At 38.9% G+C, this 12,042-nt stretch carries 10 protein-coding genes, 1 pseudogene and 1 riboswitch; of the genes and pseudogenes, 5 read left to right on the top strand and 6 right to left on the bottom strand.

Going from position 1 to position 12,042, the window contains the following annotated elements; translation table 11 throughout:
- Positions 1 to 63: 63 nt before the first annotated feature.
- Together ED2_RS08675 and ED2_RS08670 are read right to left on the bottom strand one after the other, a co-directional pair.
- On the bottom strand, positions 64 to 1,242 hold the full coding sequence (locus ED2_RS08675; protein ID WP_060789748.1) for an IS256-like element ISEfm2 family transposase: 1,179 nt from the start codon (positions 1,240 to 1,242) through the stop codon (positions 64 to 66).
- 244 nt (positions 1,243 to 1,486) lie between these two features.
- Complete coding sequence (locus tag ED2_RS08670; protein ID WP_016176608.1) at positions 1,487 to 2,254, bottom strand: ankyrin repeat domain-containing protein; 768 nt, start codon at positions 2,252 to 2,254, stop codon at positions 1,487 to 1,489.
- A gap of 203 nt (positions 2,255 to 2,457) precedes the next feature.
- On the opposite strand from ED2_RS08670, the gene ED2_RS08665 reads away from it, so the two are divergent.
- The 5 genes and pseudogenes from ED2_RS08665 to pbp4 all read left to right on the top strand — a co-directional run bounded on the left by ED2_RS08665 (position 2,458) and on the right by pbp4 (position 8,160).
- A complete protein-coding gene (locus tag ED2_RS08665; protein WP_016176609.1) occupies positions 2,458 to 3,072 on the top strand; it encodes a flavin reductase family protein in 615 nt (204 codons plus the stop codon).
- 109 nt (positions 3,073 to 3,181) lie between these two features.
- Positions 3,182 to 3,388: a hypothetical protein gene (locus tag ED2_RS08660; RefSeq protein WP_016176610.1), complete on the top strand. Its 207-nt coding sequence runs from the start codon at positions 3,182 to 3,184 to the stop codon at positions 3,386 to 3,388.
- Positions 3,389 to 3,589: 201 nt separating this feature from the next.
- Positions 3,590 to 3,755, top strand: a riboswitch (M-box (ykoK) riboswitch).
- 110 nt (positions 3,756 to 3,865) lie between these two features.
- Complete coding sequence (locus ED2_RS08655; RefSeq protein ID WP_016176611.1) at positions 3,866 to 5,056, top strand: FtsW/RodA/SpoVE family cell cycle protein; 1,191 nt, start codon at positions 3,866 to 3,868, stop codon at positions 5,054 to 5,056.
- An 81-nt stretch (positions 5,057 to 5,137) separates the two neighbouring features.
- Positions 5,138 to 6,015 (top strand): annotated as a pseudogene (locus ED2_RS08650) (LCP family protein).
- A 105-nt stretch (positions 6,016 to 6,120) separates the two neighbouring features.
- Complete coding sequence (gene pbp4 / locus ED2_RS08645) at positions 6,121 to 8,160, top strand: penicillin-binding protein PBP4(5) (protein WP_016176613.1); 2,040 nt, start codon at positions 6,121 to 6,123, stop codon at positions 8,158 to 8,160.
- Between the two features lie 184 nt (positions 8,161 to 8,344).
- Here the strand turns inward: pbp4 and ED2_RS08640 are convergent, their stop codons facing one another.
- The 4 genes from ED2_RS08640 to ED2_RS08625 all read right to left on the bottom strand — a co-directional run bounded on the left by ED2_RS08640 (position 8,345) and on the right by ED2_RS08625 (position 12,020).
- Positions 8,345 to 9,562, bottom strand: a complete 1,218-nt coding sequence (locus ED2_RS08640) for a tetracycline resistance MFS efflux pump (protein WP_016176614.1) — start codon at positions 9,560 to 9,562, stop codon at positions 8,345 to 8,347.
- A gap of 95 nt (positions 9,563 to 9,657) precedes the next feature.
- A complete protein-coding gene (locus ED2_RS08635; protein WP_016176615.1) occupies positions 9,658 to 10,122 on the bottom strand; it encodes a MarR family transcriptional regulator in 465 nt (154 codons plus the stop codon).
- 73 nt (positions 10,123 to 10,195) lie between these two features.
- Positions 10,196 to 11,347 (bottom strand): cation:proton antiporter, encoded by a 1,152-nt coding sequence (locus ED2_RS08630; RefSeq protein ID WP_005877587.1) that lies wholly within the window; start codon positions 11,345 to 11,347, stop codon positions 10,196 to 10,198.
- 148 nt (positions 11,348 to 11,495) lie between these two features.
- On the bottom strand, positions 11,496 to 12,020 hold the full coding sequence (locus ED2_RS08625; protein ID WP_016176616.1) for an HdeD family acid-resistance protein: 525 nt from the start codon (positions 12,018 to 12,020) through the stop codon (positions 11,496 to 11,498).
- Positions 12,021 to 12,042 lie beyond the last annotated feature (22 nt).

The following is a 12,042-nucleotide window of genomic DNA, read 5'->3' as shown; positions in this document are numbered from 1 at the left end:
ACTTTTAAATAGGGAGCGTCAATAATTTTGTGTAAATAACTCGTCCTTCTGCAAAATAATGGGTTACTCAGTAAACATTGAAGCTAATGTATCCGTCACTTGTTGGAAGCCTTTATGGCTTCTATTTAAGAATTTTTGATTGTATGTATCAAAGATGGATACTAGGAAACGCTCTAGTGATTCTTCATTTTGAAACTGATCTTTTCTGCGGCTGTATTTCTTGATTTGTTTATTGAAAGATTCGATTAAATTAGTTGAGTAAATGCTTCGGCGGATACCAGGCGGAAACTCATAAAAAGTCAATAAATCTTGATTTTTTATCAGTGACTGCGTCACTTTAGGATAGGTTTTCTGCCACTTCTCAATCATACTCCCTAAAAAGGTATTTGCCTCTTCCTTTGAGCTAGCTTGATAAACAGCCTTAAAATCATCACAGATTTCTTTTCGATCTTTGACACGTACTTTATGAGCAATATTACGGGAAACGTGAACACAGCAATGTTGGTATTTAGCTTTAGGATAAATCTGGTGAATCGTATCTTTCATGCCTTTTAAGCCATCGGTAATAAACAGTAAGACATCATGAACCCCTCTGGAGTAAATGTCCTGTAACAACTTATTCCAAACGTAGGTCGATTCAGTCGGGGCAATCGCATAACTTAGTACTTCTTTAGTGCCGTCTTCTCGTATACCAATGGCAATATAGATTGCTTCTTTGGAGACGGTTTGCCGTTTTAAAGGAATATAAGTAGCATCCATGAAAATAGCGACATACTTATCATTTAGAGTTCTAACTTTAAATGCATTTACTTCTTCAGTCAGCACTTTAGTCATGTTGGACATGGTTTGGGGCGTGTAGTGATGCCCATACATTTTCTCAATCAAGTCTGCGATTTCCGACATGGTAATACCTTTTCGGAAGAGGTGAATGACGGTCTCCTCTAAGGTATCATTCGTCCGTCTATAAGCAGGAACAGTCTGTTGCTTGAACTCGCCGTTGCGGTCGCGCGGAATCTGGAGATGAAGTTCCCCGTACTCGGTCTTGACCGTACGGTCATAGGAGCCGTTACGAGAATTACCCGTGTTAAAACCAATGCGATCGTACTTTTCGTAATCGAGGAAAGCCGTTAACTCCGTTTTGAAAAGCGTATTGACAGCTTTTTCCAAATGGACACGGAATAATTCATTCAAATCGCCTTTGTTCGCTAGAGTCTTTAGAATTTCTGTAGTAAAATCGTTCATATGGAAGTCCTCTTTTCTGTGAATTGGTTGTCGTTAACTCTATTCTACAGAAGGGACTTCCTTTTTTCTATTTACACAAAATATTTTACACTCTCTTTAAATAAGACAGCAGGCTCAAAATAAGTGAAGATTGAGCAGGATTATTCTAAAATATCTTTAAAGTAACGAAAAGAGCAGCCCACCATAGGTTCAAAAAGAAACCTTTTGATGGGCTGTTCTTTTTATCTAAAAATCTCTTTTTTCTTTAGGAAGTAGTGGTCAATTGGGTCAATAGTTGTGAATAACCTAATTCTCTAGCATAGTCCTCAGCTGTCTTTCCATAATTATCCCGTAGCTCCTTGTTTGCTCCGTTATCTAGTAATACTTGAACGATTTCCTGATAGATAGCAGAACCATCTCTCAAAGCGACTGCTTCGATCAGTGCTGTGTACCCGTAGTTGTTTTGATGATCAATGTTTACTCGTTCATCTGCTAATAGGAGTTTGACATTTTCTAAATGGCCTTTTTCTGCAGCGGGTATCAGTGCATTTCCACCAAAGCGATTCACGATTTGCTGATCTGGTTCGCCATTTTTTAACATATAGTCTAAAATTTCTGTTTTCCCTTGCGCGCTAGCATAGAGATAAGGACTGTCTTGTATCCCATCTTGTTGATTGATATCCGCTCCATGATCAATCAATGTCTTTGCAATCTCAAGCTGATTCAGATGAGTAGCGATCATCAACGGAGTTTCACCAGCTTCATTTTGTTCATCAATGGGGTAGTCTGGATTTTTCAATAATTCTTGTACTTGTTGAAGATCATTGGCAGTGACAGCTTGTAATAAACTTTCTGGAACAATCGGCATGACTGTTTCCTCCTTTGTTGTTTGACTAGATTCTGCTTGGGCAGTACTTGAAGTCACTACTGTTGTTTGTGAAATAGGGGAGTTCTCTTTTTGGGGATCAAGAGTACAAGCACTGAGAAACAAGGGACTCAGGCCCAAGAGTGATAGTATGAAGAAACGTTTCATAAAAGCGACTCCTTTTAACTATCATATGGATAAATGTACATGAGGGCAACTATTATACTTGGGAAATATTGAGCATCTAAAAACATGTGCTGCTTTTGCTAAAAGGAAGAGTTTCTTGACAAAGAGACAGCCTTCATAGATAGTTAAAAGCAACGTTGATTTGCTACGTACAAGCAATTATTGAAAGAAAGTAGGGGAATTTAGTGATTACACGTATGCCTTCAGAATTATCTGAAAGAGAAAATTATAAATTATTGATCGGCTCGGTGATTCCTAGACCAGTAGCCGTCGTATCGACAATTTCTGACAAAGAGGTGTTGAACATTGCGCCATTCAGCTATTTTAATATCGTGAGTTCAAATCCACCGATGTTATCCTTAGCAATCCAGAGAAAAGATGGTGAAATGAAGGATACTGCAAGAAACATCGTAGGAAGAAAGAAAGCGGTGATCCAAGTACTTGATGCAGAAATTTTACTTGAAGTGAACAAAACAGCGGCGAGTCTTCCAAACGACGAAAGTGAACTGGACTTGACGAATCTAACGACAAGAAAGTCAAAAAATACACCGATCCCGATTCTGAATGAGGCGAAAGTTACCTTTGAAACGAGTCTTTACGATCATGTAGAGATCAAAAATGAAACAGCAACGACTGCCGATCTATTTTTGCTATCTATTGAAGCATACCACTTGGATGAATTGGTTTATGATCCAGAAACAGGACGGATCGATCCTGAAGCGCTTCATGCAATCAGCCGGCTTGCTGGAAGTGATTACGCTACGATTGGAGAAATCATCACGTTGGCACGACCAGACTAACTGCTGGGTAAAAAATAAAATACTGCTGTTATTTTTCTTTGTTTATGCTAAAATAAATTAATTTATAAAAGGGTAACAATCGTTATCCCATAGATAAGGGGTCTTTAACATGTTAAACATTTATTATCAAGTAGCAGAAGATGCAAAACCAATGGAAAAAGAATATGGATCAGTAAACGAGTTTCTTCAAGGTCAATACCTAGAAGTACCACCATTACAAGACCATTTCAAAGTCATCAAAGCAACGATCGATGGGGAAGAAGTCACACTAAAAGATCAAACGATCGGCGGACTGTTCAATCTATTGAACAAGTAAAATAGTTCTTTTTATTCCGAAAAGTGAAAAACGGTTCCTCTAAACACTAAAACATATATAGTGTCTTAGAGGAATTTTTTATATAGTGTTAAACTGATGAATAAATATCTTAAAGATTGTTTAATTTCGTTTTTTTATCCCAGAATTTATTGCGTAAAAACGTTCAGACAATTACTATTAATCTGTAAAAAATAAAAATAGTAATAACCTTGTTAGGTGAGGCTCCTATACAAACACAAGCTATTGCTCAGAAACGTCGAAAGACGCCAATGGGTCAAACAGGAATTGTCGGATTAAGGCTTTTTCAAATAGCTAAGGATTTTTCTTTACGTTGTATAGTGCTAAAACTCGGACGATGAGATGATGCTAGGTCAGAATTCTTGTTCGAAAAGGTTTCTGACCTTTTCTTGTGCTTGAATAACTGATGTTTACCCGCTCGTGGTTCACCTAACTTGTGTCAAAGAAGGGAGAAATGCGATGTGGAAAAATAGAAAGATCGACTGGTTGATTTTAGGTCCATATATGGCCTTGTCAATTGTCGGTCTTTTAGAAATTTATAGTGCAAGTTCGTATCGACTGCTCGTAACGCAAGAAGATCCGAAGAGTCTGTTTGTTCGTCAATTCTGCTTTATTCTGCTTAGTTGGTGCATGATCGCGTTCACATTTTCTGTCAGGTTGCGCATACTGCTGAAACCTAAACAAATAAATTACGGTATCATGGTGTCTATTTTACTATTGCTCATGATGAAAGTCGGTCTATTCGCTGTCACAGTCAATGGAGCGCAACGATGGATATCTATCGGAGGGATTCAGTTCCAGCCTTCTGAACTGGGAATGATCTTTTTGATTTTATACCTTAGCCGTTTTTTTAGAGATGGTGACAAGGTGCCAGATAAGATCCATAAGCCGCTATTACTCGTTGGCACAATGGCTCTGCTTGTTTTATTTCAACCTAAAATAGCAGGGGCAATCATGATCTTAACAATTGCTGGAGCAATGATCTGGGCAGCAGCGATTCCAATAAAAAAAGGAGTAGCGCTTATCTTTTCTTCTGCTGCTGGTCTGATCCTGATGGCAGGACTGGTAATATTACTCGAAAAACATGGACTGCTCCCCTCTTTTTTTGAACATGCCTATAGCCGTATTGCGATGGTCCATGATCCGTTCCTCGATGAACATGGGGCAGGATATCAAATGAGTAATTCTTATTACGCGCTTTATAATGGTGGGTTATTTGGACGCGGATTAGGAAATAGCATCACAAAAAAAGGCTATTTGCCAGAATCTGAAACAGATTTTATTTTTTCGATCATTGCAGAAGAATTCGGATTGATTGGGGCGTTGCTTGTATTACTATTGCTTTTTCTGATGTGTTTTAGGATTTTTCAAAGGAGTGTCCAATCACAAAATCAGCAAGCAAGTTTGATTTTGATCGGAGTCGGTACGTGGTTACTCATGCAAACAAGCATCAATGTCGGAAGTATTTTAGGCTTGATCCCCATGACGGGAGTACCATTGCCGTTCGTTAGCTATGGTGGCACGAGTTATTTCATTTTATCCTTTGCAGTTGGTTTAAGTCTGAATATCACCTCTAGACAAATGCAAAAAAACAAACAGGTCGACGAGTTGCAGCTCGATCGACCCAAAGTACTAAAAAAGAAGAACTGAGAATTTCTCAGCTTGGATTATCATAAAGGACAACGATCGATTTTTCAAGTAAGAGATTCTTATTAGAAAGAGGAATATGAAATGAAAACATTTCAAAAAATAATTCTAGTTTTTTTGGCAACGATCGCCATTGTAGTTGGCTATTTTTCCTTTGAATTCGTTCATGGATTCTCATCTGGGAACCAATCAGCTGGTGTCCAAAAAGTAGAAGCGAAAGATGTACCTACGATCATCAATGTTGCATTGATAGGTTCAGATGCTCGATCCAAAGAAGAAGAAGGGCGTTCGGACTCTTTGATGGTGGCACAGTATAACCAAAAAACAAAAGAAGCAAAATTAGTATCGATCATGCGTGATTCATACGTAGATATTCCCGGTTATGGTATGAATAAGATCAATGCGGCCTATTCATACGGAGGCGTGGATCTGCTTAACAAGACTTTAAAGGAAAACTTCAAATTTGAAGCCCCTTATTATGCAAGCATCACTTTCCAAGATTTTATTGATTGTGTGAACGAACTATTTCCAGATGGTGTGAAGATCAACGCAGAAAAAGATCTGGATTTAGATGAGGTCTATATCAAAAAAGGGGAGCAAACCATGGATGGCAATACATTGCTGCAATATGCACGCTTTAGAGAAGATGAAGAAGGCGACTTTGGCCGTATCAGACGGCAGCAACAAGTAATCAAGGCACTCTCTTCACAGCTTAAAGATGTGACTTCCATTCTCAAATTGCCAAAAGCGGTGGGCAAATTATTAGGAAGCATCAAAACAAATTTACCGGAAAGCGTATTGATCGATTGCGGACTTGATTTTTTGAATGAAGACAAAAAATAGCTACGTTATCTGTCCCTGTGGATGGAAGTTGGGATTTCAATAACGATACGCCTTCTGGCAGTGTATTGGAATTAGATTTGACCAAAAATCAAGAAGCTCTCAAGCAATTTTTAGATTAGTAAGTTTTTCGTAAAAGAAGCTAGAACAAGCAATCAAAGCTATGTTCTAGCTTCTTTTCTTGTGTTAGAATGAAACGGAATATATTTGACGAGTGGAGGGAAAAGATGAAACGAAGTGATACTCATCGAAAGAAAAAAACAGGTCTGATTGTTGGTGGCGGGGTTATTCTGGTTCTTGCAGCGGCTTGTGGCGGCTATTTTCTTTACCGGCATCAACAAGAAGAAAAGGCAGTCAAAGCTAGTGAAAAAACGATCCAACAATTTGTAACAGAGCTAAATAAGGGCGACTATGAAAAAGCAGTGGCACTTATCCAAGTAGATAATAAAGGCAAGAATCGCTTTTCAAAAAAAGAAGTTTTGGAGAAGTATCAAAATATCTATGGTGCAGTCGATGTCAAAGGAATCGAAGTTTCAAATCTGAAAATCGATAAGAAAGACAGTGACACGTATACATTTGGTTATAAAGCAAAAATGAATACTACGTTAGGAGAGCTAAAGGGTCTTTCTTATGAAGGGACTCTATCGAAAAAAAATGATCAAACTAAAATCAACTGGCAACCTAACTTGATCTTCCCTCAAATGTCAGGCAACGATAAAGTAAGCTTGACCGCTGAAACAGCAAAACGAGGGAATATCTTGGATCGCAATGGAAAACCTTTGGCGACAACTGGCAAATTGAAACAGTTAGGGGTCGTACCAGGTAAACTAGGAGAAGGCGAAGAAAAAACAGCGAATATCTCGGCTATCGCTAAATCGTTTGATTTGACTGAAGAGGAAATCAATCAGGCAATTTCTCAAAGCTGGGTACAACCCGACTATTTTGTTCCCCTAAAAATCATTGATGGTGAAACACCAGAACTACCTAGTGGTGCCACTATTCAAGAAGTTGACGGTCGTTATTATCCATTAGGCGAAGCAGCTGCCCAGTTGGTCGGCTATATTGGAGAAATCACTGCCGAAGATATCAAGAAAAATGCAGAATTAAGTAGTAATGGGAAAATCGGCCGATCTGGTTTAGAAATGGCCTATGATAAAGAGCTGAGAGGAACGAATGGCGGAAAATTAAGTATTACGGATGAAAATGGTACAGAGAAAAAAGTGTTGATCGATCATGAAGTAAAAAATGGGCAGGACATCAAATTGACTCTTGATGCAGATGCACAAAAAATAGCCTATGATAGCTTAGGGGGAAAACCAGGATCGACTGTTGCGACTTCACCAAAAACAGGAGATTTATTGGTATTAGCAAGTTCGCCTAGCTATGATCCAAATAAAATGACCAATGGTATTTCTCAGGAAGACTATAAAGCATATTCAGAAAACAAGAACCAACCATTCATCAGTCGTTTTGCGACAGGTTATGCTCCTGGATCGACGTTCAAGATGATCACTGCAGCCATCGGTTTAGATAATCAGACGATCAATCCAGAAGAATCTCTAGCAATCAATGGGTTGAAATGGCAAAAAGATTCGTCATGGGGTTCGTATCAAGTAACACGGGTGAGTGATGTCCCTCAGGTAAATCTAAAAGATGCGTTAGTATATTCTGATAATATCTATATGGCACAAGAAACGCTGAAAATGGGCGAAAAGGCCTTCCGTGATGGGTTGAATAAATTTATATTTGGCGAAGAACTAGATCTACCGCTTAGTATGAATCCCGCGCAAATCTCTAATGAGAAAAGTTTCAACTCAGACATTTTGTTAGCAGACACTGGCTATGGACAAGGGCAGCTGTTGATCAATCCGATCCAGCAAGCAACGATGTACTCTGTCTTTGCCAATAATGGAACGCTTGTGTATCCAAAATTGGTTTTAGATCATGAAACAAAAGATAAGAAAAATGTCATTAGCCAATCTGCGGTGCAAACGATCATCCCAGATTTGAAGGACGTTGTCCAAGATGTAAATGGAACGGCCCATTCATTAGCTTCACTGAATATCCCGATCGCTGCAAAAACTGGTACAGCAGAAATCAAAGAAAAACAAGATGAAAAAGGCCAGGAAAATAGCTTCTTGTTTGCTGTAAATCCAGATACGAATGGTTATTTGATGGTCAGCATGCTAGAAAATAAAGAAGAAGGGGATTCTGCAACGAAACGGGCCCCTGAACTGTTGCAATACTTGAATCAAACCTATCAATAAAACCAAGTCATTGACCGTAACTAGAGCTGTAATGAGAGACTAACCGATGACTGGTTGTTCCCTTGATTGGCTTTAGGTTCAAGTAAGCTTAGTAGCTATACGATCCGCTTGATCTAATAAGTAATGATTGGAAATGTCTTCGGTCAACCAAGGGATATTCTTTGGTTGATCGAAGCTTTTTTGTTTATCGTTGATAGGAAGTCAAATTGGAATGACTTTTCTGCTTTAATAAGAAGAGAGAGTAACTTAGTAAAAAGATACCCATAAGCGCGGGTAGGCCATGATGGATACTGGCATAAAGTTGTCCACCGATAATGGGGCCGATTACTCTAGCCAACGCCTGGATGCTTTGAGCGCCGCCTTGGATCTTTCCTTGGTCGCGAGCAGCTGCTTTTTTGGAGAGCAGCCCATTGAAGGAAGGGCCAAAAATGGAGTCACCAAACCCGAAGAAGATCATTCCTAAGATGAAAAACCAGACTTTCGGAATAAAAACGGATAAAAAAATCAAACCATACCCAATGATTTCGTTACTGATCCCTAACTGGATGATCTGTTGGTCTTTTAGATACTTCAAGAGTAGGGGCATGATGAAAGTCTGAGAGAAGATGTCCATAATGCCCATCAGAGAAAATGTAAAGCCAATTGCGAGAGGTTTTAATGAAAAGGTATCAATCGAAAATTGAGCAAAAATAGCCTGTAGTGAGCCATTGGGTAACCAAATAAAAAAGCCGCAGACCATGAACCATTTCACCGAGGTAATGGAAAAAATCGATCGTAACTGCTTGAAGGGATTGAGTTGTCCTAAAAAAATCTTAGCAGCCCGTTTCGTTTTGTTCAAGCTTTCAGGCATCAAGAAATAACCATAGATTGCATTGATGAATGTAAGAAGGGAAGCCGCAAGTAACGGGACCGTAGAACCAAAATGGCTGAGAGCACCGCCAATCAATGGCCCCATTGCTGTTCCGATACCTGCAATTGCGCTGACCCAACCAAAATATTTTGTTCGATTTTCTTCAGAGGTAATATCTGCGAAGTATGCAAATATCGCGGAAATTTCACCACCAGTTAGTCCCTCAATGAGTCTACCTAAAAATAGCACCCATAACGCACCACCTAACCCGAAGATCAAGTAACCAATGGAAGACCCAATCAAGCTACTGATCAAAACGACTCTTCGTCCAAAGCGGTCACTTAAAGCACCAAGTATAGGACTAGCTAGAAACATAGCAAATGCATAGACGGAAGTCAGCAATGAAACTGCCACCGCTTGTTGATGCGGTGAAGTGGTATAAGATGCGACTAACGATGGGACAACAGGGGTGATGAGCGTTAAGCCAAGCCCCACCATGAAGACAGATGTGAAACCAAAGATCAATGAATGTTTTGTTTGTATAGTTGTCAAAAGAATGCTCCTCTATTTGTTTTTTTGTTTCCTAGTAAACAAATAGTAGTGTAGACGATTTTTGTTTCCTTGTCAACAAAAAGAGGACTCAACCCTTAAATGGTTGAGTCCTCTTTTTTTGCGGTTTTTTTTAGCTGCTCTCTGAAACGTCCGATAAAGCGGAAGACGGTATCGAATTCATCTGCAGACATCTGCTCAAATACGGCTTCATTTTCTTTGAGAAATTCTTGATGAAGCTGCTGATGTCGGTCGTTCAGCCGCTTACCTTCTTCCGTTAAACGAAAATACAGTTCTTTTTTATTTTCTGGTTTTTGGTAACTTTCAATTAACTGTTTTGCCAAAAGCTTCTTTGTTTGTTTGCTGATAGCACCACGTGTCAGGTAGCTGGCAGCTGCTAATTTTGTGACATTGGGTTCAGGAAGTTTCGCTATCTTCTCGATCAACTCGATTTCATTTAGCGGATATCCCTCGATGACCTCTTCAAGTTTCGGCTTGTTTAACCAAGTGATTTCATTTGCTAAATCAAGCATCTCACTGATCAGATTTATTCTCTTGTCCATTGAGCAACCTCTTTTTTCTTTTAGTTTAACGAAGATCCATTTCCCTAATCATAATATACTATAAGGCGCTTTGCTATACTTCATGCACTTTTTTCGTGAAATGTTTAAGCACTAAAGGTGAGATCAAGGTACTTAGCAGAACAACGATGACAAGTGGAGAATAATAGTGAGGCTCGATCAACTTGCTTTGCTGTCCAATCTGTAAAATGATCAATGCCATCTCACCACGAGAAATCATTCCAGCGCCGACCATCAATGAACTGTTTGTTGAAAAACCTGCCACTTTTGCGCCTAAATAGCCTCCAAAAAGTTTTGTAAGGATAGCAATGATTGTCAATACAAGAATAAATAGAAGTTGTTCGCCAAAGTTTGAAAAATCAACTTCTAATCCAACACTGACAAAGAAGACAGGAATAAATACAGCGTAACCTAACGCTTCAACATTATGATAAACTTCGTGTTTGACTTTCGTTTGGCTGACAGCGATACCTGCAAAAAAGGCGCCGATGACAGAACTTAGGCCAATCAAATCTGCAACAAACGACATGCCTAGACAAATAACCAATGAAACGATGATGATAGCTGAATTCGCGTAAATTTTTTCAGCAAAGGACATCAAAAAAGGTGCGATCCATTTCACCAATAAGAAGATGAAAATGAAATAAATGACTTGTTCAGCTAATAACAGCGGAAGGGGAAGGTTGCTGGAAGACTCCCCAGTCAAAAAGGATAAACTAAAACTTAGCACCAAGACCACTAAAATATCATCAACGACAGAGGCGCCTAAAATAGTCGAGCCTTCTTTCGTGTTGACAACGTTCAATTCTTTCAATACTTCAACGGAGATACTCACTGAAGTTGCCGCTAAAATGATTCCGAAGAAAATCGCTTCATTATTGGAAACTTGGAACGCTTCTCCTGTCAACCAACCAAACACGACAGGGAACAAGATACCTAAAATAGCGACGAACATCCCAGGCTTAAAGTATTTTTTCAGTAAAGAAAGGTCACTTTCTAGACCAGCTAAGAACATCAATAAGATGACCCCGATTTCAGAAAAATTATGGACTAATACACTAGGATGGACCCAGCCTAACCCAGCTTCTCCAAGTAACACACCGACTAATAACTGTCCGATCACTGCCGGGATACCGATTCGTCTTGATACATGTGAACCAATAGTCGTTGAAATCAAAATAAGACATAGAATACCGATGAATTCCATAAAATAGAACAGTCCTTTCAATCGAATAATCAAACTTCTGTTTAATAACAAATATTATTTAAAAAGCGAGAAAAAATATTCTCTATTTCAACAAAAAAACCTTTAAACACGAAAGGTGCAAAAGGCTTTTTTGCTTTCTTTGAGAAACCTACGAATACATTTTACGTACTCGGAAAAAACTGACGATTTCTGATATACCCATAAAAATCAAAATAGCGCCAAAAATTTGGAAAAGGAACATCAAGCTTTTGAAGGGATTGAATAATAAGATCAATCCGCCGATCAATAGCAAGACACTATATAAGCTCCAACCTTTTGACTTAGTATTTAGGCCAAAGAACAATTGAAATAGTCCATTTGCAATGATCACTAGTCCAAGAATGATTGGTAAGATCGATACAATAGCAGAGGCAAAAACTAGAACGATCAAGGCGATGATCAAAAAGACGATGCCACTTACCAAGCCAAATCCCCAATCACCTGTTTGCTTTTTATTTTTATGCGCTTCTAAAATATTTATCAACCCAAGTAATGCAAAATATGCAGTGATCAGATAGCCGATAAAGTGAAAGACCGCAGTCGGATTGATCACAATAGCCAGACCGGCGATAATGTAAATTGCTGTTCGTAGAAAAGCGTAGCGTTGGAAATTCTTTCGCACCATATCAAACATAACACAAACCTCCTTTGATTCT

Source organism: Enterococcus durans NBRC 100479 = LMG 10746, assembly GCF_001544215.1.
Lineage (GTDB): Bacteria > Bacillota > Bacilli > Lactobacillales > Enterococcaceae > Enterococcus_B > Enterococcus_B durans.
This window is presented reverse-complemented; position numbering and strand designations above follow the sequence as displayed.